The sequence below is a fragment of the Rhodococcus sp. IEGM 1409 genome (assembly GCF_030056735.1).
Taxonomy (GTDB): Bacteria; Actinomycetota; Actinomycetes; order Mycobacteriales; family Mycobacteriaceae; genus Rhodococcus_F.
Genome location: NZ_JASHKN010000002.1, coordinates 394,213 through 415,480, shown reverse-complemented (window position 1 = coordinate 415,480; position 21,268 = coordinate 394,213). Strand labels below are relative to the sequence as shown.

The window sequence follows — 21,268 nt, the reverse complement described above, 5'->3', positions numbered from 1 at the left end:
TCGCCGTGAACAATCGGACAACCCTCGCATCCAGGTAGTGCAATTGGTCTAGTCCTATCGCAAGATGCTTAGCGTGACCAAGAAAATCGCACGCACCTCAGCCGCCATCACACTCCTCCTCGCCGGCGCGATAGCAGCCGGAACTGCAACCGCTGCAGCAATTCCCGGCTCGTCCAACCTCAACCCGTCGGCCACCGAGAAGACAGTTGTCATCGGCCTCGACGGCACTATGTTCAGCCACATCAAGACCGCCGACGCTCCCCGTCTCCAGAGGCTGATCGCCGAAGGAACCAGCGGAGAATCTTCCATCCTCGGCCACACCACCATCTCCGGACCGTCGTGGTCGACCATCCTGACCGGAGTCTGGGACACCAAGCACGGAGTCAAGGACAACACGTACGCGGGCGCCCGCTTCGACCTCTACCCAAGCGTCTTCACCCGATTGGAAGCAGCAAAGCCCTCCCTCCTCACCGAATCGATCTCCACCTGGGGCGGCATCGACAACATCGCCTCCAGCGGCGCTCCGAAAGCTGACGTTGTCGTGACCACTGATGATGCAGGTTCCGAAGCGGCCACCGACGCTGCGACGGCAGACGCTGTCGCCCGGGACATCACCGACAAGGGACCTGACCTGATCTTCACCCAACTCGATCAGGTGGACGGCGCGGGGCACAGCGGCGGCACCAACGGCGCTGCGTACGAAGAGTCGATTGCCTCGGTCGACGCCCAGGTGGGCAAGATTGTCGATGCTGTCGATCAGCGCGCAGCGAAGACCGGTGAGAAGTGGACTGTACTGGTCACTGCGGATCACGGGCACAAGCCCGCCGGTGGGCATGGCGGTCAGACACCGGCGGAAGCAACGACATTCGTCATTGCACGCGGTGCGGGATACGCGGCCGGTAAGACCACCGACACGTACACGATCGCCGACATCACTCCGACAATCCTCCAGAGCCTGGGCGTTTCATTGCCTGCCGATCTGGACGGCAAGCCGCTAGCCAAGGAAGCTCCCGGCTTCGTCGGCTCCGTCGACCTGGGATTCTTCGGCTCCTGATCGCAAGAAGGCCCGAGTGCGGCAGCAAAGCGCCGCAACAAGACAGCAGCAAGGCAGCAAAAAGGTCGGGCCGGAGAGCGTGTGCTCTCCGGCCCGACCTGTTGTGGAGCTGCCGGGAATTGAACCCGGGTCCTACGTTGAATCGCTAGGGCTTCTCCGTGTGCAGTTCGCTAAGTCTCTACTTGGATCTCCCAGTCTCGCGAACAAGCCAGGATGACGATCCCAGTCACTGTTTGATGTCCCATTCGACTCCGTGACCGAGCCGAACAGTAAAGCCCTCTAGCTGATGCCAGGAACCGGGTCGAGGGCAACCCCGGGCTGACAGACACGCTTCGCTACTTAGGCAGCGAGAGCGTAGTCGCGCTGATTGGAATCGGCGCTTATAGGTTTGCAGCGACGCTTACGGTGGTCTCTTGCCTGCACCGACACGCTTCCCCTAACTCAACACACGCAGTCGAAACCGTTCAGCCCCGTGTGTGCCCCGCGTCTTTCGTGGGGCTATTCACTATAACGCGCCGAAGTTCGGAAGTCATACCAATTAATCGGCGGCACTTTCCGTGTCCCTCGCCCCAGCCGTATCCCTCGCCCCAGCCGTTTCCTGCACTGCAGCCATCTCACGCTCGGCAGCACCGGTGATATTGGTGATCATCCCTTGGAAGACAACTCCGTGGAAAGGCAGGATCGAGTACCAGTACGCCCGGCCTGCGAGCCCGCGAGGGAAGAAGACCGCACGCTGATCGAGATGCGAACCCACCGGCCGTCCGTCTGCACCGGCTGGGCCTTCCGATACCCGCAACTCCAACCAAGCGCCGCCCGGGACCTTCATCTCGGCGCGCAACCGCAGAAGCGAGCCGCGATCTATCTCTTCGACGCGCCAGAAGTCCAGGGCTTCACCGGTGTTGAGTCGCCGGGGATCGCGTCGACCTCGGCGTAGCCCGACACCGCCAACTGCTCGATCCATCCACCCCCGGATCGCCCACGCCAAAGGGAATGAATACCAACCATTCTCACCGCCGATCGACTCGACCACCGACCAGAGGGTTTTCGGATCCGCCGAGCAGTCCCGCTCGCGATGATCGACGTAGACCGCTTCACCAGCCCAATCCGGGTCGGATGGAAGAGGATCGGACGGTGCTCCCGCGATCGTCGCGCCCGACCACGCCGTTTCCACCTCACCCGTCTCGATCTTCCGAAGCGCCAAACGCACTGCTTCCCGATACGGCGTGAGGCCACCGGCGGGGGGCGGGATGAAGTCGTCGATGTCGTGATCGTGCATCACCGCGTCGTTCTGCAGTGACTCGATCAATGGCATCGCCAAGCCTCGTGGAATCGGGGTGACCAATCCCACCCAGTGACCTGCCAGCCTCGGCGTGAGGACGGGCAAGACGAGGATACGTCGGCGTACTAATCCTGCGACGTCAGCGTAGGTGTTCATCATCTCGCCGTACTGCATGACATCTGGCCCACCGATATCGAAGGCGCGGTTGACCTCCGGCGTTGTTGCCGCAGCTGCGATCAGATAGTGGAGTACGTCACGCACCGCGATCGGCTGGATGTTGTTGTGCACCCACTTGGGTGTGGTCATCACCGGAAGCCGATTGGTCAAGTGGCGCACCATTTCGAAGGACGCCGAACCCGATCCGATCACCACTCCAGCCTGGAACACAACCGTCGGAACCTCGGAGTCGAGCAGGATCCGACCGACCTCGAGCCGAGACTGCAAGTGAGTCGACAACTCTCGGTCGGACGGATGAAGCCCACCGAGGTAGACGATCCGGCGCACCCCCGCATCGCGTGCGGCGGCGGCGACGTTCTGCGCGCTCCGCTTGTCGATGTCAGAGAAAGACCCTCCCCCGCCCATGGCGTGAACGAGGTAGTAGACCACGTCGATGTTGTCGAAAACACCTGCGAGTGAATCACTGTCGGTCAAATCTCCACGCTTGATCTCCACCGAATCATGCCAGGGCACATCGCGAAGCTTCTCGGGACTTCGCACCACCACCCGCACGTGGTGGCCCTCATCGACCAGGCGAGGGGCAAGACGTCCGCCGATGTATCCGGTCGCACCCGTGATCAACACTCTCACTGCGTCCATCACCCCACGCTACGCAGAATTCAGCTCCGAAGCGCGAGTGCAACCTCGAGGTCGTCGTTCGTCAACATCATGTTGATCCCCGCTCCGGCCTTCGCCCCGGCGGCTGCGGCCATGATGACCTGGGCACCCGGGTCGACGACGTTGCCTGCCGCGAACACGCCGGGCTCGCTTGTGGCCCCCATCATGTCGACAGTGACGAAATCGCCCATCATCGTCTCTGCGCGCTGCGCGCCGAATGTTCGCAAGATCGCATCGTTGGGATCCATCGTGAGGGCGCCGCCGACAAATACTGCCGAACGCGCGACCACAGTGCCGTCCACCAATCGCACGCCCACCAACCGATCATCCTCTACGGTGGGACCGGCGACCTCACCCTCGACGATCGAAACATCGCGAGCTGCAAGCTTTTCCCGATCTTCGGCACTCAGTTCCGCGATTCGATGGAGGAAGAGAACCACGTCGTCGGACCACTGGCGCACCATGAGTGCCTGGTGCATCGCGAACTCCGCGCTCTTGGCGATCACGCCGAGCGACTGATCACGCACGCTGTACCCGTGGCAGTACGGGCAGTGCAACACGTCGCGGCCCCAACGCTCACCGAAGACTTCGAGTTCCGCCGGTAGACGGTCCGTCAGGCCCGTTGCGACAAGGACTTTGCGTACCGGAATCTTGCTGCCGTCAGCGAGTTCGACCAAGAAACCGTCATCGTCCCGTGTCACAGAGACGACTGTGCCGTCATGGAACTCGCCGCCGAATTTGCGGACCTCACCTCTGCCGATGGTCAACAGTTCGGCAGGGTTCATACCGTCACGGGAGAGGAATCCGTTCATGTGATCGGCAGCCGCGTTTCGTGGCGATCCGTTGTCGAAGACGATCACGGACCTGCGTGCCTGACCGAGAATGAGTGCGGCGTTGAGGCCTGCCGCGCCGGCTCCGATTACTGCTACGTCGAATGAGTTCTGCGTCATGAATCCAGAATGACAAGTAGACGCAATATTGACAAACACTGTTGCCGCTTTGGCAAAATGAGTGCATGACCGAAACATCGTTCGAAGCCGTACTAGCCGGCATCGGCCCTCGCCTACGTGCGTTGCGCCAGCAGTCCGACATGACCTTGGCCGATTTGTCGGAGGCCACCGACATCAGCGTGAGCACACTGTCGAGACTCGAATCAGGTACTCGCCGAGCCAACCTGGAGCTTCTGCTGCCGATCGCCAAGGCACACGGTGTCCCGTTGGACGACCTCGTGAACAGTAAGATCAAAGATCCCCGCGTGCGAGAAGAACCTCGGACGGTCGGATGTATGACGGTCATTCCGCTGACGAGTCAGCCCGGCAATCTGCAGGCCTACAAGATGATCATCTCCCCCACCGACGACGATCGCGAGCCAGGATCTCACGAGGGCTACGAGTGGGTCTACGTTCTGTCCGGGCGCATCAGACTCCAACTCGGCGACCGTGATTTCATCATGGGTGCCGGCGAGGCAGCCGAGTTCGACACACATATCCCGCACCGCATCAGCGCTGCCGACGGTCGACCGGCCGAGGCAATCAGTCTCTTCGGGAAACAGGGCGAGCGAGTTCACCTACGCGCCGCCCCGGCCGACAGACGCGGCTGAACAGACTCGCTGGAAAGCTGGCCGCCGAAAAGGAACTACGCGCCCGCGACGGCAATCATGCCGACTGCCGCCAGCGCCAACAGCATTCCCGCTTGTTGCACGCGGCTGACCCGCTCGCCCAGCATCACCATCGCGAGCAGAACCGTCGCAGCCGGATACAGCGAACCGATCACGCTGACGAGCGAGAGCATTCCGCCTTGGAAGGCGTAGATCATCGTCCCGTTGGCGACGACGTCGAGGACGCTGACGTACACCGCGAGCTTGAGTGGCTCACCTCGCGGGAGAACAAAGTGACCGGCCGCCAACGCGACCAACCACACCACGACGGTCGCGGCGCCGCGAGATACGGCCAATGCCCACAGCCCGCTGCCCTCGCCGATCTGGTGAAGTGCGATGAACGAGAGTGCAAATGCGCCACCGCTTCCGACGGTCAGCAACGCCACTTGTCTGGTGAAGCGGAGAGTGATCCCGCCGGCAACCTCACCCGCGGTGTCGTCGGGCGACTCGCGACTGACCAGAACGACGGCGACCAACGCGACGACGATACCCAGGTACGCGATCAGTCCCGGCCGCTCACCGAAAGCGAATCCGACGAGCACCGGAATACCCGCCACCAGAACGGCGGTGAGTGGCGAGACCACCGACATGGGGCCGGTCGCCAGCGCAAGATAGAACCACCACACCGCCAGCCCACTCGTGATGCCGGCGATCGCACCCCAGATCAACCCGTTCAGCGTCAGCGTCCCGGAAACGAAAGGTGCTGCGATCAACACGATGACGAGCGAGAGCGGATACGAGACGATCACCACGCGCAGTGCGGCAACTCGTCGTGACGCAACTCCGCCGACGAAGTCGCTGACTCCGTAGGCAACTGCCGCCACGAGGGCAAGCAGGATGGAGGTCAGCGCATGCCCTTGATACGACGACCGAGCTCGCGGGTCACCTCGCGCTCGGCGGTGCGCTTGGCCATGTCCTGGCGCTTGTCGTAGTCCTGTTTACCCTTTGCCAGCGCGAGTTCGACCTTGACCTTGCCGTCGTTGAAGTACATCGACAGCGGGACCAGCGTCTGGTTTCCCTCGCGAGTCTTGCCCACGAGGTGCTCGATCTCACGCTTGTGCAGCAGGAGCTTTCGGGTACGACGCGGCGAATGGTTGTTCCACGTGCCCTGCGTGTACTCCGGAATGTGCAACGAGCGCAGCCACACTTCGCCGTTGTCCACGGTGGCAAACGCGTCGACGAGTGATGCCTTGCCTTCACGCAGACTCTTGACCTCGGTCCCGACGAGCGCGATACCGGCCTCGTAGGTGTCGATGATCGTGTAGTTGTGACGTGCTTTGCGATTGGTCGCAATGACCTTGCGGCCCTTTTCCTTCACTGTCCGGGCCTCTCAGTCCGCTGTCTTACGGTTGAATAGTGTCTTACTGTCCCAGCATAGAAGCTCGTGCAAACCGATTATTCGCGGACGTACAGACGCAGCGTCACGTACGCCGTCACCGCGGCCATTCCTACACCGGCAAGCACGAGGATCGGCGAGACGAACAGCACGTCGCTGTTGGAAATCCGCGCCACGATGTTGGCTTCGTAGACGTCGGACAGGACCCCGTCGATGAAGACGTTCTTCGCCGTGAACAGTCCGGCGATGGCGAGCACCGCACCGATCAAGGCCGCGACGACGGCTTCGAGGAGGAACGGAAGCTGGGTGTACCAACGCGTCGCGCCGACCAGCCTCATGATGTTGACTTCGGTACGACGCGTGAACGCCGCGATCTGGACCATGTTGGCGATCAGCAGGATCGCTGCGATCGCCTGGACGATCGCGATCGCGAATGCCGCGTTGCGCACTCCACCGAGCACGCTGAAGAGTCGGTCCACCAACTCGCGCTGATTGAGCACACTCTCGACGCCGGGCCTCGAACCGAAGGTGTCGTTGATGACGCCGAACCGCTCCGGGTCACTGAGCTTGACCTTGAACGACGCCGGGAAGCTGTCCGGGCTCACCAGCGCTGCCAGTTCGGGCTGGTCCTTGAACACGCGTTCGGTGGCGTCCTTCACGGCGTCTTCACGGTTGAGGTACTGCACTGCGACGACGGACGGAGTCTGCTCGAGTTCCTTGCGCAGCGAACTGCAGATCTCCTGCTCGCAACCGGGATCGGCCGAAGAGATGTCGTCGGTCAAAAAGATCTGCACCTCGACGCGTTCGAGGAAGATCTGCTGGGTCTTGCCTGCCATCTGCACGACCAGCAGACCACCGCCGAAGAGACCGAGGGAGATCGCCGTCGTCAAGATCATGGCGATGGTCATCGTGATGTTGCGGCGTAGGCCGGTCAGGACTTCGCTGAAAATAAAGCTGGCGCGCATCGGGGAATCCGATTCCTTTTCGAGAGGCCGGTTGTTTCACGACAACCGGTGGGCGTACGGGACGTGTGGTCGTAGTCGGCGCTACCTGCCGACGCCGTACACACCCCGCGCTTCGTCTCTGGTCACCTTGCCGAGATCGAGTTCGATGACGCGTCGACGCATGGAGTCGACGATGTGATGATCGTGGGTCGCCATGACGACGGTGGTGCCCGTGCGGTTGATCCGCTCGAGCAGCAGCATGATGTCCTGGCTCGTTTCGGGGTCCAGGTTGCCGGTGGGCTCGTCGGCGAGGAGCACGAGCGGGCGATTCACGAATGCACGAGCGATAGCGACGCGCTGCTGCTCGCCGCCGGAAAGCTCAGTGGGCAGTCGATCGGCCTTACCGGCCAGACCGACCATGTCGAGAACCTCGGGAACAGTGCGCGCGATGACGTTGCGGGGCTTGCCGATGACTTCCAACGCAAAGGCCACGTTCTCGGAGACTGTCTTCTGCTGAAGCAAGCGGAAGTCCTGGAACACACAGCCCATGCTCTGACGAAGCTTCGGCACACGGCGGGCCGCCAACTTGTTGACGTGGAAATCCGCGACCTCGATATCGCCCGACGTGGGCGACTCCATCTTGAGCAGCAACCGCATGAACGTCGACTTGCCAGAGCCGGAGGGGCCGATGAGGAAGACGAACTCCCCCTTCTCCACCTCGACACTGACTTTGTCGAGCGCCGGCCTGGTGGAGGCCTTGTAGGACTTCGACACATTCTTCATGCTGATCACAACTAGCCAGTCTAGCCGTTATCTAACGGTGACCTTGGCGCCACGCGCGACGACCCTCGTCCTTATCCGTTACCGGTGGTCGCAGGTGACTGCGGCACCGACGTCGGCGCCTGCATTGCCGCGCCTGGTTGCGGGACGGTCGTCGTCGCAGGAGTGGTCGGCACTGTGGTCGCGGACTGTTCGGCGTTACCCGGGGCAGGCGCGGGACCCGAAGTCGGCGTCGGAGAACCGGAAGTGCCCGTACTCGTTTCCGAGGACGGGGTCTCGGATGTGGTCGTCGGCTCGGTCGACGACGGCACGGGGGTCGTCGTCGACGGTTTGACCGACGGAGCGACGTACGGCTCGGTCTGCGACGTGTCGGTGCTCGGCGGTGGTGTCGCTGCGGTCTGTTCCTGAGGATTGAGGTAAGTGTGCAGCAGATACGTCAGTATCCACGCCACTATGAGGATGAAGGTCGAAGTTCGCATCCGGCCGCCGAAGAGCCGTGACGGTAGCCAGTCCAGGTGAAACAGTCTGTCGAGTCCGCGGCGCGGTTCCTGATCGGTCATTCGCTCGCCTCCTCGGTCCGTACGGTGTGCAGATCCGGTGACACCGTGATCCCCTGCCGTCGCAGTGCAGCGGCGACGCGGACGCGAAGAGCGCGTCCGACCTGGAATTGTTTGCCAGGAAGCGTGCGCGCAACCATCCGCACGTTGACCTGATCGACCTCGAGGCTTTCGACGCCCATGACAGTGGGCTCGTCGAGCAGCAGTTTCTTGAGTCCGCGGTCGGCCATCGCGTCGACTCCGACCTGGCGAAGTACCTCGTTGACCCGGGTGAGGTCGGCAGTCGCCGGAACCGGAACGTCGATGACGGCGCGTGCCCAATCCTTGGACAGGTTGGTTGCTTTCACGATCTGGCCGTTGGGAACGGTGATGACCTCGCCGTCGGAATTACGCATCCGCGTCACACGCAAGGTCACGTCCTCGATGACGCCGTCCGCGTCGTCGGACGACCCCGTGATCGCGAGTCGCACCGTGTCACCGAAGCCGTACTGACGTTCGGTGATGATGAAGAATCCGGCAAGAATGTCCTGCACGACGCGCTGAGCGCCGAAACCGAGAGCGGCACCGAGGACCGTCGCCGGTGCCACCAGACTGCCGATCGGCAGGTTCAACTGGTCGAGAACTTGCAGCGTCGCGATGATGTAGATGAACGTGATGACCACCCAGGTGATGACCTGAGCGACCGAATGTCGATGTTTCGTCGCCTCCGAGCGGACCAGGGCGTCACCCAACTGGTAATTGGAATCGATCTGGTCGGTGACCTTGTTGCCGCCCCAACTGACCAAACGGGCGAGTATCAACGCGCCGAGCACTGTCAGGAGGACAGGCAGCCCGGTGGTCTGCAGCCAATCGAGCAGGTTCTGCCCAGGTCTGAGGAGAGTCATCGTGCCTTTCGATAATCGAACGCTATGCGGACTGGTCTTCGCTCATGCGCCAGCGGATGCCGGCCTCGAGGAAACCGTCGATATCTCCGTCGAGTACCGCCGACGGGTTGTTGACCTCGTACTCGGTCCGTAGATCCTTGACCATCTGGTACGGGTGCAGGACGTAGGAGCGCATCTGGTTGCCCCACGAGCTGCCGCTGTCGCCCTTGAGGGCATCCATCTCGGCGCGCTCTTCCTGACGCTTGACCGCGAGCAGCTTGGCCTGCAGAACGCGCATCGCCGACACCTTGTTCTGAAGCTGTGACTTCTCGTTCTGACAGGTCACCACGATGCCCGTCGGGATGTGGGTCAAACGAACAGCGGAGTCCGTCGTGTTGACCGACTGACCGCCGGGACCGGAAGACCGGTAGACGTCGACGCGGATGTCGTTCTCGTTGACCTCGATGTGGTCGGTGGTCTCGACGACCGGCAGCACCTCGACCTCGGCAAAAGACGTCTGCCGACGGCCCTGGTTGTCGAACGGACTGATCCGGACGAGCCGGTGGGTGCCCATCTCGACGGACAGCGTTCCGTAGGTGTACGGGCCCTTGATCGCGAACGTCGCGCTCTTGAGTCCGGCTTCTTCGGCGTACGACGTGTCGTAGACCTCGACGCCGTAGTCGTGCTTCTCAGCCCAGCGGATGTACATGCGCATGAGCATCTCGGCCCAGTCCGCGGCATCGATTCCGCCGGCACCGGAGCGGATGTTGATCAGTGCGTCGCGCTCGTCGTACTCGCCCGAGAGCATGGTCTTGACTTCCATCGCCGCGATGTCTTCACGCAGGCTGGCTCGCTCGGCGTCGGCATCGGCCAGCGCGTCGGGGCCTTCGTCTTCGGCCAATTCGTAGAGGATCGGCATCTCGTCGAGCCGCTCGCGCAGTGCCACGATGCGCCGCAATTCGGCCTGCGCGTGGGAGAGCTGGCTCGTGACCTGCTGGGCGTGTTCCTGGTCGTTCCACAGACCCGGGTCGGCTGCCTGATGCTCGAGCTCGTCGATGCGTCGGCGCAGCTCCTCGACGTCCACAACCGATTCGCAGGTGCGAAGGGTGGTGTCGAGGGCGTTCAGGTCTGCAATTACGTCGGGATGCACGGTTCTCAAGGCTACCGGGTGCCGCCCTCGGCTCTGCCGTGCGTCACCTTCTCGGCTCTGCCGTGCGTCACGTATTGGGATCACCGGGACTCGAAGCCTTGCCAACGTCGGTCCGAGGGAACCTACTGGAACGATGACTGTCACCGACGAATACCTCCAGAACAACGCCGTCTACGCCGAGCAGTTCACTGGACCGCTCCCCCTCCCACCCAGCAAACACGTTGCCGTTCTCGCCTGCATGGACGCCCGCATCGACGTCTATCGGGTACTGGGAATCAAGGAAGGAGAATCGCACGTCATCCGCAATGCGGGTGGAGTCGTCACCGACGACGAGATCCGTTCCCTGGCCATCAGCCAGCGACTGCTGGGAACTACCGAGATCATCCTCATCCATCACACCGACTGCGGAATGCTGACGTTCACCGACGACGACTTCAAGCGTTCGATCCAAGACGAGATCGGCATCAAACCCAACTGGGCTGCCGAATCGTTCCCCGACATCGACGAGGACGTCCGTCAGTCGTTGAAGCGCATCGAGAACAGTCCGTTCATCACCGCGACGACGTCCCTACGCGGATTCGTCTTCGACGTCGCGACCGGAAAGCTGAACGAAGTCCTCCCCGTTTGAGCCGGTAGGTTGTGTACCCGTGACCGATCGCGCATCCGACCTCGCACTCGCCCTCCGTATCGCCGACGAGGCTGACGCGATCACTCGCGCCCGCTTCGGCGCCCTCGATCTTCGAGTGGACGACAAGCCGGACCTCACCCCTGTCTCCGACGCCGACCTCGCTGTCGAGCGGGCAGTGCGCGCGACGCTCGGTGAGCATCGGCCTGCAGACTCCGTGCTCGGCGAAGAATTCGGCGGCGACGCAGTCTTCGAGGGCAGGCAGTGGGTGGTCGATCCCATCGACGGGACCAAGAACTTCGTCCGCAACGTACCGGTGTGGGCCACGCTGATCAGCTTGCTCGAGGACGGCGTCCCGGCCATCGGCGTCGTGAGCGCACCCGCACTGAATCGGCGATGGTGGGCTGCAACGGGTTTGGGCGCACATACATCTTTCGGGGACGGTGATGCGCGGGCGATCCAGGTATCCGCCGTCGATCGCAGTGAATCGGCGAGCCTGAGCTTCTCGAGCCTGTCCGGCTGGAAGGACCGCGGAATTCGCGATCAGTTCGTCGAATTCACCGACCATGTGTGGCGCGTGCGCGGTTACGGCGACTTTTTCTCCTACTGCCTCGTGGCCGAAGGTGCCGTCGACATCGCTGCCGAACCCGAGGTTTCCCTGTGGGATCTGGCAGCGCTCGATGTTTTGGTCCGTGAGGCCGGCGGCGCGTTCACCGATCTGGACGGCGGCGCAGGTCCACACGGCGGCAGTGCGGTCGCCACCAACGGCCTGCTGCACGAAGACGTTCTAGCCCGCCTGCGGTAACCATTCGATTACCAGAACATCCCACCCGTCGCAAGGGTCCGAGGGAGGAGTCCCGACAGGCCCGTCGGCAGGATTCGGTACGACGTCGCGGCCCGTTGACTGGAAGTAGTTGATCACGCACTACTTCCAGGAGAATGATGAACCGGATTTCCAGGCGCACGATTCTGTTCGGTCTGGCCGCCGCGCCTCTCGGGCTCGCGGTGGGCTGCGGGGCCAACTCGACAGCAAGAAGCGCCGCGCAGGCGGTACCCGGAACCTCTCGGCCGCTACCGGTTCCGCCGCTGGCCGAATCGACGGTCGACGACGCCGGTGTTCGCCACTTCACACTCCGCGCCGGTGCCGGAACCACCGAGATCGTCGCGGGAAAGCTCACCGACACTTGGGGGTTCAACGGATCCATCCTGGGACCGACTGTTCGAGCCGCACGCGGAGAATCTGTGGCATTCACGATCGACAACACACTGGCCGAGCCGACGACCGTCCATTGGCACGGCATGCATCTGCCCGCAAGGTTCGACGGTGGCCCGCACCAGACCATCGAAGCCGGCGGGCGCTGGGAACCGGCGTGGACGATCGAACAAGCGGCCTCGACGCTCTGGTATCACCCACACCCGCACGGATCCACCGAACGGCACGTCCAGCGCGGTCTCGCCGGGCTGTTCCTGATCGACGACGCCGACACCGTCAGGCTGGACATCCCCAAAACCTATGGGGTTGACGATGTTCCATTGATAATCCAGGATCGTCGATTCCTCGCCGACGGCAGTTTCGACGAGTCCGACCCGACCGACATCGGCCTGCTCGGCGACACGATCGTCACCAACGGCATCTCCGACGCCTACCTCGACGTCACCACCGGGGTTGTCAGGTTGCGCATCCTGAACGGCTCTTCCGGTCGTCTTTACAACCTGGGATTCCCCGACGACCGGACCTTCGATCTGGTCGCCACCGACGGCGGACTGCTCGAATCGCCGATTCCGATCAAGCGGATTCAGCTCAGCCCCGGCGAACGAGCCGAGATCGTGGTTCGCGTCGACCCCGGTGCGACGACCACATTGGTGTCGTTCCCGATCGAGGACGGCGGTGGCGTGAACTCCTCCGACGCAGAGAACTTCGGCATGAACGACCGCTTCGACATCGTCGAACTTCGGGGCGTCGGCACCCGCGCGTCACGGTCGACTCTCCCGCCGCAGTTGGCTACCCTGTCGCGCCTCGACCCTTCGAAGGCAAGCATTTCCCGAACCTTCGATCTGCAGTGGTACATGATCAACGGGCAACGAATGGACATGAACCGCATCGACTTCGAGGCCGAGGTTGGCGCGACCGAAGTGTGGACGATCACCAACAAGGACAACTGGCCTCACAACTTCCACGTCCACGACGTGCAATTCCAGATCCTCGACGTCGACGGCCGCACTCCCCCGCCTCACTTGCGCGGACTCAAGGACACTGTTTACACACCGCCCGGCAGCAGGATTCGCGTCGCGCTCCAGTGGTCCGAGTACACCGATCCCACCTTCCCGTACATGTTCCACTGCCACCTGCTGATGCACGAGGACCAAGGCATGATGGGCCAATTCCTCGTCCTCGAGCCAGGACAGAAAGCCATGCCGATGCAGATGGACATGCGGATGGACATGCCGATGCCGTCGTCTGGTTCGCACTCCGGTCACTGACGGTTCTGCAGGTGGTACACGGCGAGGCGAACCCGATTGTCGCAGCCGGTCTTCGACATCAGGTTCGCCACGTGCGTCTTGACCGTGGTCACACCCAGATGGAGCGCGTCCGCGATCTCCTGATTGCTCTGCCCTTCCGCAACCAATGCGAGGACCTGTGATTCGCGCTCGGTCAGCGGAACCTGCTCCGTCACAGCAGTATCGGCGTCTGCGCCGACCACCGCCCGATCCACGACGCGGCGAAGCAGTTCCGGGGAGAACACGAGTTCACCCTCGGCGATCCGTCGAATGGCGCTGAGCAACTCGGTCGGTTCGGTGTCTTTCACCAGAAAACCCGAAGCCCCGGCGGCGAGCGCGGGATACAGGTGATCGTCGTCGTCGAAGGTTGTCAGCACGAGAATGCGTGCTCGCCGACCGGCCTTGACGATCTGCTGTGTGGCACCGATCCCGTCGAGCCCGGGCATCCGCAAGTCCATAAGAATCACGTCGGGATCCAGTTCGGCAGCGAGCGCTACCGCCTCGACCCCGTTCGACGCCTCACCCGCTACGGTCATGTCCTCGGCTGCCGTGCATAACATCCGCAAACCAGCGCGCACCAGTCGCTGGTCGTCCACGATCAGCACGCTGATCACGAGTCACCGCCTGAGGTAACGAGTGGAATACTCACGTGGACTTCCCATTTCCCGTCGCTGTTGGTGCCGGCAGTCATCTCGCCGCCGACCAATTCTGCACGCTCACGCATTCCCACCAGTCCGTGACCAGCATTCCGGGGAGACCCCCCGCCATCGTTGACCACCCTGACATCCACCCGGTTGTCATCACGACCGACCGAGACCGAGACGGAGCCCTTCCGATCGCCGTGTTTCATGACGTTGGTCAGCGACTCCTGAATCACCCGCAACAACGTCAGCCTGCCGATCGCATCGAGATCAGCTGCGCCCGACTCGACGTTCCCCTGAACATCGAAGTCCGCCTGCACCTCGAAACCCGCCGCACGCACACGATCGACCGCCGCCTCGATTTCAGCGTCGACGGCATCCGGCTCGACCAGAGCGACCTCGCCGAGCGAGGGATCACGAAGTGCGACCAGAAGGCGACGAATATCGGTCAGCGCATCCGACGCCGTCGCACGCACATCCGCGAGGACCTCACGCACGGCCTCGTCCTGGGGCGCCAAGACATGCTGAGCCACGCCGATTCTCAGGACGATCGACGCCATGTGGTGCGCAACCAGGTCGTGCAGTTCGCGGGCGAGGGCGCTCCGCTCCGCAGCGCGGGTCCGCGCAAGATTGTTCGCAGCCAATTCACGCTGCGAGCGCAGATACAGTCCGAGCAGCAGCGGCAATCCCACGTACGCAAGCACTTTCACAGCAGTGGTGACCGACCAGAGCGCTTCGTGAGATTCGAACCAGATCCCCGCGAGCACCGAACCGCACCAGCCTGCTGCCGAAACGGCGACCAACTCTCTGCGATCGGCCCGCATCGTGACATCGACAACGGCTACCGCGCCGAGATACGGGACAAGTTCCGACAGCCCCCAGGCGTCGGCGACGAACATCGGAATGGCCAGCGCCGAGATAGCCAGGGAGGCGAGGACCGGCCATCGACGGCCGGCGACGAAGACGAGCGCCGACAGGATCGAGAAGATCCAGTAGGTGAGCGGGACTCGATACTCCCCGGGATACGTGCTGGCGATCAACAGGCAAGGAACCACCACCAGCGGCACGTAGCGCTGTATCCGATCTGGCACCTCTGTCCGGTTCACCCGTCGAGCCTATGACGCGCATCATTTTGCTGTTTCTCGACAACAGACCTTACTGATGAGTAAGATAAGGATCGTCCAACGCCCCAACACCGAGAAACAGCTGGTGATCATGACCAAGCAAGACAGTGTTGCCCCCGACAAGAGCGCTCAGCGCAGCGAATCGGGCGCGCAGCGCGGCGGCGCCAAGGGTGCGCCCCGCGACACGTCCGCCGTCGGCCTGAACCCGATCAAACGCGACGCCATGGGCGCAGCCATGCGTGTGCTTACCAAGATCACCGGTTCGGAACTGGCCGAGAAGTTCAATCTGCGTCAGACCATCGATCGCGTGACCTACGAGGGCACCAAGACAGGCTTCAAAACCCTGGGCGCCGCTACTCGTGGATTCCAGAAGGTCTCGGGCAACGGTGCACCCAAGCGCCTCCCTGACAACCCGAGCAAGAATGCCGACTACTTCGACCTCACCCCGGACGACGATCAGAAGATGATCGTCGAGACCGTGCGCGAGTTCGCGGCCGAAATTCTGCGTCCCGCGGCCTACGACGCCGACGGTGCAGCTCAGGCACCCGCCGATCTCTCCAAGCGTGCGGCCGAGCTCGGTATCACGCTGATCAACGTTCCCGAAGAACTCGACGGAGCGGCCGCCGATCGTGGCGCGGTCACCAACTCTCTTGTTGCCGAGGCACTTGCGCACGGAGACATGGGCCTGGCACTGCCGATCCTCGCACCCAGTGGTGTCGCAGTCGCACTGACGCAGTGGGGCACCGACGCGCAGCAGAAGACCTACCTCCCGGCGTTCACCGGCGAGCAGGTCCCCGGCGCAGCAGTGGTGGTCAACGAGCCTCGCGCACTGTTCGATCCGTTTGCCCTGCAGACCAAGGCAGTTCGCTCCCCCAGCGGCTACAAGCTCAACGGCGTCAAGAGCCTGGTGCCGGCAGCGGCCACATCCGAGCTCTTCGTCATCGCTGCAGAACTCGACGGCAAGCCGTCCTTCTTCATCGTCGAGTCCGACACCAAGGGACTCGTCGTCGAAGCAGATCCCAGCATGGGTCTGCGCGCCGCCGGTCTGGGTCGCCTGATCCTCACCGACGTCGCGGTGTCGGAGTCCGCACTGCTCGGTGACGGTGACGCCGATCAGCGCAAGGCCGAATACGCCGACGCCATTCGCCTGGCCCGCCTCGGTTGGGCGTCCATGGCCGTCGGCACCAGCCAGGCAGTTCTCGACTACGTGATTCCGTACGTCAACGAGCGCGAAGCGTTCGGCGAGCCGATCAGCCACCGCCAGGCGGTTGCCTTCATGGTCGCCAACATCGGCATCGAACTCGACGGACTTCGTCTGGTCACGCTTCGCGGCGCTTCACGCGCCGAGCAGGGCTTGTCCTTCGCCCGCGAATCCGCTCTGGCCCGGAAGCTGGCTTCCGAGAAGGGCATGCAGATCGGCCTCGACGGTGTGCAACTCCTCGGTGGACACGGGTTCACCAAGGAACACCCGGTCGAGCGCTGGTACCGCGACCTCCGTGCCATCGGCGTTGCCGAGGGCATCGTCCTCATCTGACGCCGCTGAACTTCCAGGAGAACCACGATGATCAACCTCGAACTTCCCAAGAAGCTCAAAGCATCAGCGAACCAGGCACATCAGGTCGCGGCGCAGATCTTCCGACCCATTTCCCGTAAGTACGATCTGGCCGAGCACGAGTACCCCGTCGAGCTCGACACCATGGCCGCCATGGTCGAAGGCCTCTCCGATTCCGGTGGAGACATCGGCGGTGCCAGCGGCGGACGTTCCGACGCGAGCGCCAAGGGCGGCAACGCCAACGGCGGCAACATGTCCGCGCTCCTCAACTCGCTCGAAACATCGTGGGGCGACGTCGGACTCATGCTCTCGATCCCCTACCAGGGACTCGGCAACGCAGCGATCGCCGCAGTGTCCACCGACGAGCAGCTCGAACGTTTCGGCAAGGTGTGGGCCTCGATGGCCATCACCGAACCAAGTTTCGGTTCCGACTCCGCCGCCGTGACCACCACCGCGGTTCTCGACGGCGACGAGTGGGTCCTCAACGGCGAGAAGATCTTCGTCACCGCCGGTGAGCGTTCGACGCACATCGTCGTGTGGGCGTCGGTCGACAAGTCGAAGGGCCGCGCGGCCATCAAGTCGTTCGTCGTACCGCGTGACGCCCCGGGCCTGAGCGTCGCTCGTCTCGAGCACAAGCTGGGCATCAAGGCTTCGGACACCGCCGTCCTCCTGCTCCAGGATTGCCGCATTCCGGCAGACAACATCCTCGGCAGCCCGGAGGTCAACGTGGAGCAGGGCTTTGCCGGCGTCATGCAGACGTTCGACAACACCCGGCCCCTCGTTGCAGCCATGGCCGTCGGCGTCGGACGCGCAGCTCTCGAAGAACTGCGCGCCGTCCTGACCGAAGCCGGAGTCGAGATCTCCTACGACACACCGGTCTACAACCAACATGCAGCTGCAGCCGAGTTCATCCGTTTGGAAGCCGATTGGGAGGCCGCGTACCTGCTGTCTCTGCGCGCGGCGTGGATGGCCGACAACAAGAAGCCGAACTCGCTCGAAGCTTCGATGTCCAAGGCGAAGGCCGGCCGCACTGGCACCGACGTGACGCTCAAGGCCGTGGAGTTGGCCGGCACTTACGGTTACTCGCAGCGCCCGTTGCTCGAAAAGTGGGGCCGCGACTCGAAGATTCTCGATATCTTCGAGGGCACCCAGCAGATCCAGCAGCTGATCGTCGCACGCCGCCTGCTCGGAAAGTCGTCCGCCGAACTGAAGTGACGGTCCCGTAGGTCGGACACCAGAAAAACAACATCGCACACGCTCCGCCCCGCCACCTTCCGAGATGGCGGGGCGGAGTGCTCGGTCGCCATCCGGAAACTCCACCACCGAGCCGCGTTTGCGCATTAGTGTGTAATCAGTCCTACAACGACGCTCGGAAGAGGTTCACGTATGCCCGGATTGGTCACCAAGGTCACTGACACCATCGGCGCGGCGGGGGTCATGTTCCGAGCCGGACTCGTCCCATTTCCCCGCCTCGACCGCGGACTCAAATCCATTGCAGCGGTGGACAAATACGGACCCTTTGCCGGACCGGTTCACGCCCACGCCGAGAACGGCTACGACGCGGTTGCCATCGTCGACGAGCGCGGGCCCATCACCTACGCCGAACTCGAACGTCAGAGCAACGCACTGGTCCGTGCATGGCAGGCGGACGGCATCACGTCCGACTCCGTCATGGGCGCGATGTGCCGCAACCATCGTGGCTTGGTGCTGACCATGCTGGCTGCGGCAAAGAACGGAACCAAGCTCGTCCTCATGAACACGGGCTTCGCTCGGCCCCAACTCGTGGACGTCGCCGCGCGCGAGAAGGTGGTCGCCTTCGTCTACGACGACGAGTTCGCGAACATCGCCGATGCCTTGCCAGGCGACGTCGTCCGGTATCGCTCGTGGCCGGAGACGGACGCGTCCGCCGAAAGCTCCTCAGCGACGACTCTCGACGAGGCCATCGCCGGACGCACCACGTCCTCGGTGCAGGCTCCCGAGAAAAACGGTGGCTTCGTCCTCCTCACCAGCGGTACGACTGGAACTCCCAAGGGTGCGCCGCGTGGCCACACCTCGCCGCTCGCTTCGGCGCAGTTCCTCGACCGTGTCCCGTTGCGCCGTGGACAGACCATGATGATGGCCGCCCCGGCCTTCCACGGAACCGGTGTCTCGCAGTTCGCTCTCGCGTTGGCGCTCGGGCAGACCGTGATCATGCATCGAAAGTTCGACCCGGAGAACACGATCAGACTTGTCGCCCAATACAAGTGCGACAGTCTGGTAGTGGTCCCGACGATGCTCACTCGCATCATCGACCTCGGTCCCGCGGTGCTGTCCAAGTACGACACGTCGAACCTGAAGATCATCTTCTCGGCAGGTTCGTCGCTCTCGCCCGACCTGTGTAAGCGAGTCACTGCCTCGTTCGGATACGTCCTCTACAACCTGTACGGATCCACCGAGGTCGCCGTGGCCACGGTCGCGACTCCCGAGGATCTGACCATCGCTCCGGGAACCGCGGGCCGGGCTCCAGTGACGTGCCACGTCGAACTCTTCGACGAAAACAACAGGAAAATCACCACTCCCCACACGATCGGCCGAATCTTCGTCGCGAGCGGACTGAGCTTCGAGGGCTACACCGACGGGCGGGACAAGGAACGTATCGACGGACTTCTCTCCACCGGCGACGTCGGACACTTCGACGCCAACGGCCTCCTCTTCGTCGACGGCCGCGACGACGACATGATCGTTTCCGGCGGCGAGAACGTCTACCCGCTCGAGGTCGAGAACCTCCTCGCCGACCGGGAGGACGTCCTGGAAGCCGCCGTGATCGGAGTCGAAGACGCCGACTTCGGCCACCGCCTACGAGCCTTTGTCGTCGCCGCTCACGGCGCCGAGCAGAACTCCGACGAATTGAAAGACCACGTTCGGTCCAACCTGGCCCGTTACAAGGTTCCCCGCGAGATCATCTTCATCGACGAACTTCCCCGCAACGCCACGGGAAAGCTGTTGCGCCGCGTCCTCATCGAGATGGAGGTCAGCGAGGACTGATCGCAGTCACAAAGCGCTGAGTGTCCGGATCAATTCCGCCTCGTCGACGCGAGTGGAATGCCCGTCACGAATCACGACCTCGCCTGCAACCAACACCGTGTCGACGATCTGACGACTGCCCGTCGTGAGAATGGACGCACCCGGATCTCGTACCGGGAGGCAACCGAAGTCTCGTTCGAACCGAATCATGGTGAGGTCAGCGGGATCACCGACGGAGATTCCGCCGGACCTGGCGGGTAGACCGAGCGCTGCGTTCGCACCGCCGGACGCGATGTCGATCATGGCTCCGAAGCCGAACAGGTCGGCGCGGCCGCGCGCGGCTCGCTGCACGTAGGCGCCCGTGCGCAGCGTCTCCAGCATGTCCTGGGTGTCGTTGCTGGCCGCACCGTCCACGCCCAACCCCACCGCGATTCCCGCGTCGAGGAAGCTCGGGACCGGTGCGATTCCGCTGCCGAGGCGCATGTTGCTGACCGGGTTGTACGACACTCCGACGCCGCGCTCCGCCAACACTTTCTGGCCACGATCGTCGAGTTCCACACAATGGACCGCCAGCACCCGATCCCACAGAAATCCGTGGGAATCGAGGTAGTCGACAGCGTTCATGCCTGCATGTTCAGTACACATGGTGTTATCCGTCTGCGTCTCGAGCAGGTGGATCGAGACCGTCATGTCGCGAGACTGCGCGAACTCACGCACTGCCGACATCCCCTCCGTGGTCAGCGATCGCGGATTCGGTACCGCCACTGCCACGTCGACGCGGGAACCGGCCACGTCGTGCATCATCTGATCTGTATGTGCGAGAACATCTCCGAGTGGCTGCATCAGCCGTGGATCAAACCCCCACTTCCTCGTCGTGTCCGCCCTGTCTGCGGCCCCACGCCCCAACACGGCTCGAATCCCGGTGTCGCGCAACGCCCGGATCACGGCGTCGTGAACTTCACTGGACGGGTGCGGCCACATGTGTTCGACCAGGGTGGTCGTACCGCTGCGCAACGCTTCCAACGATGCTGCGACGGCGGCCGCGTATGCGCGCTCCGGCGTGATCTGGACGGACTCTTCCGCGACCGCGAGCAACCATTCGAGAAGCGGTGTCCCTTCGGCGATCCCACGCATCAGTGACTGTTGAAGGTGCGTGTGGGTGTTGACGAACCCCGGGATCAGATACGCCCCCGATCCGTCTACACTGCCCGCGCCGGCGCTCCCGGCGGAAACCTCGATCGATTCGACAACGCCGTTCGAGACGACAACATCGCGGCCGCTCAGCCATTGGCCGCCGCTGTAGAGCGTGACGTCCGTGACGATCGTGTCGGCCAAGTTCCGGTGTGCGGTAGTCATCGACAATTCTCCTG

20 protein-coding genes and 1 other RNA gene are annotated in these 21,268 nt (G+C 63.1%); 8 read left to right on the top strand and 13 right to left on the bottom strand.

The features are described from left to right. Positions 1-64 precede the first annotated feature (64 nt). Complete coding sequence (locus QM716_RS07910) at positions 65-1,054, top strand: alkaline phosphatase family protein (RefSeq protein ID WP_502941979.1); 990 nt, start codon at positions 65-67, stop codon at positions 1,052-1,054. Between the two features lie 101 nt (positions 1,055-1,155). Here QM716_RS07910 and ssrA read toward each other — a convergent pair. The 3 genes from ssrA to QM716_RS07895 form a co-directional block, all read right to left on the bottom strand. Next, positions 1,156-1,526: a transfer-messenger RNA gene (gene ssrA, locus QM716_RS07905) on the bottom strand. 66 nt (positions 1,527-1,592) lie between these two features. Continuing rightward, complete coding sequence (locus QM716_RS07900) at positions 1,593-3,149, bottom strand: SDR family oxidoreductase (protein ID WP_283303637.1); 1,557 nt, start codon at positions 3,147-3,149, stop codon at positions 1,593-1,595. A 20-nt stretch (positions 3,150-3,169) separates the two neighbouring features. Beyond that, entirely contained in the window at positions 3,170-4,117 is a 948-nt protein-coding gene (locus QM716_RS07895) for an NAD(P)/FAD-dependent oxidoreductase (protein WP_283303636.1), read from the bottom strand. A gap of 65 nt (positions 4,118-4,182) precedes the next feature. On the opposite strand from QM716_RS07895, the gene QM716_RS07890 reads away from it, so the two are divergent. Next, on the top strand, positions 4,183-4,767 hold the full coding sequence (locus QM716_RS07890; RefSeq protein WP_283303635.1) for a helix-turn-helix domain-containing protein: 585 nt from the start codon (positions 4,183-4,185) through the stop codon (positions 4,765-4,767). 35 nt (positions 4,768-4,802) lie between these two features. On the opposite strand, the gene QM716_RS07885 is transcribed toward QM716_RS07890, so the two are convergent. From QM716_RS07885 to prfB, 7 genes are all read right to left on the bottom strand, one after another. Beyond that, positions 4,803-5,672 (bottom strand): EamA family transporter, encoded by an 870-nt coding sequence (locus tag QM716_RS07885; RefSeq protein ID WP_502941997.1) that lies wholly within the window; start codon positions 5,670-5,672, stop codon positions 4,803-4,805. Further along, positions 5,669-6,142, bottom strand: a complete 474-nt coding sequence (gene smpB, locus QM716_RS07880; RefSeq protein WP_003942330.1) for an SsrA-binding protein SmpB — start codon at positions 6,140-6,142, stop codon at positions 5,669-5,671. Before smpB ends, QM716_RS07885 begins: the two co-directional genes overlap by 4 nt. A 77-nt stretch (positions 6,143-6,219) precedes the next feature. Then, positions 6,220-7,125 (bottom strand): permease-like cell division protein FtsX, encoded by a 906-nt coding sequence (gene ftsX, locus QM716_RS07875; protein WP_003942367.1) that lies wholly within the window; start codon positions 7,123-7,125, stop codon positions 6,220-6,222. Between the two features lie 81 nt (positions 7,126-7,206). Beyond that, positions 7,207-7,887 carry a cell division ATP-binding protein FtsE gene (gene ftsE, locus QM716_RS07870; protein ID WP_020969258.1) on the bottom strand — a complete coding sequence of 227 codons (681 nt, stop codon included), beginning with the start codon at positions 7,885-7,887 and terminating at the stop codon, positions 7,207-7,209. A 71-nt stretch (positions 7,888-7,958) separates the two neighbouring features. After that, a complete protein-coding gene (locus QM716_RS07865) occupies positions 7,959-8,444 on the bottom strand; it encodes an Rv3103c transmembrane domain-containing protein (RefSeq protein WP_283303634.1) in 486 nt (161 codons plus the stop codon). Next, positions 8,441-9,325 (bottom strand): mechanosensitive ion channel family protein, encoded by an 885-nt coding sequence (locus QM716_RS07860; protein ID WP_283303633.1) that lies wholly within the window; start codon positions 9,323-9,325, stop codon positions 8,441-8,443. Before QM716_RS07860 ends, QM716_RS07865 begins: the two co-directional genes overlap by 4 nt. Before the next feature lie 22 nt (positions 9,326-9,347). Further along, entirely contained in the window at positions 9,348-10,454 is a 1,107-nt protein-coding gene (gene prfB / locus QM716_RS07855) for a peptide chain release factor 2 (RefSeq protein WP_283303632.1), read from the bottom strand. Between the two features lie 133 nt (positions 10,455-10,587). Here prfB and QM716_RS07850 point away from each other — a divergent pair, with 133 nt between their 5' ends. From QM716_RS07850 to QM716_RS07840, 3 genes are all read left to right on the top strand, one after another. After that, the gene (locus QM716_RS07850) at positions 10,588-11,082 is read left to right on the top strand and encodes a beta-class carbonic anhydrase (RefSeq protein WP_283303631.1); all 495 of its coding nucleotides are present in this window, start codon (positions 10,588-10,590) and stop codon (positions 11,080-11,082) included. 19 nt (positions 11,083-11,101) lie between these two features. Further along, the gene (locus tag QM716_RS07845) at positions 11,102-11,884 is read left to right on the top strand and encodes an inositol monophosphatase family protein (RefSeq protein WP_283303630.1); all 783 of its coding nucleotides are present in this window, start codon (positions 11,102-11,104) and stop codon (positions 11,882-11,884) included. Positions 11,885-12,021: 137 nt separating this feature from the next. After that, positions 12,022-13,560 (top strand): multicopper oxidase family protein, encoded by a 1,539-nt coding sequence (locus QM716_RS07840; RefSeq protein ID WP_283303629.1) that lies wholly within the window; start codon positions 12,022-12,024, stop codon positions 13,558-13,560. Here the strand turns inward: QM716_RS07840 and QM716_RS07835 are convergent. Continuing rightward, positions 13,554-14,192: a response regulator gene (locus QM716_RS07835; RefSeq protein ID WP_283303628.1), complete on the bottom strand. Its 639-nt coding sequence runs from the start codon at positions 14,190-14,192 to the stop codon at positions 13,554-13,556. The genes QM716_RS07840 and QM716_RS07835 overlap by 7 nt on opposite strands. Next, the gene (locus tag QM716_RS07830) at positions 14,189-15,325 is read right to left on the bottom strand and encodes a sensor histidine kinase (RefSeq protein WP_283303627.1); all 1,137 of its coding nucleotides are present in this window, start codon (positions 15,323-15,325) and stop codon (positions 14,189-14,191) included. Before QM716_RS07830 ends, QM716_RS07835 begins: the two co-directional genes overlap by 4 nt. Positions 15,326-15,428: 103 nt before the next feature. On the opposite strand from QM716_RS07830, the gene QM716_RS07825 reads away from it, so the two are divergent. The 3 genes from QM716_RS07825 (at position 15,429) to QM716_RS07815 (ending at position 19,919) form a co-directional block, all read left to right on the top strand. After that, positions 15,429-16,877 carry an acyl-CoA dehydrogenase family protein gene (locus tag QM716_RS07825; RefSeq protein WP_095969288.1) on the top strand — a complete coding sequence of 483 codons (1,449 nt, stop codon included), beginning with the start codon at positions 15,429-15,431 and terminating at the stop codon, positions 16,875-16,877. Positions 16,878-16,904: 27 nt separating this feature from the next. After that, on the top strand, positions 16,905-18,110 hold the full coding sequence (locus tag QM716_RS07820) for an acyl-CoA dehydrogenase family protein (RefSeq protein WP_283303626.1): 1,206 nt from the start codon (positions 16,905-16,907) through the stop codon (positions 18,108-18,110). Between the two features lie 171 nt (positions 18,111-18,281). After that, positions 18,282-19,919 (top strand): acyl-CoA synthetase, encoded by a 1,638-nt coding sequence (locus QM716_RS07815; protein ID WP_283303625.1) that lies wholly within the window; start codon positions 18,282-18,284, stop codon positions 19,917-19,919. Between the two features lie 6 nt (positions 19,920-19,925). Here the strand turns inward: QM716_RS07815 and QM716_RS07810 are convergent, their stop codons facing one another. Further along, positions 19,926-21,254, bottom strand: a complete 1,329-nt coding sequence (locus QM716_RS07810; protein WP_283303624.1) for an amidohydrolase family protein — start codon at positions 21,252-21,254, stop codon at positions 19,926-19,928. Between the last annotated feature and the right edge of the window lie 14 nt (positions 21,255-21,268).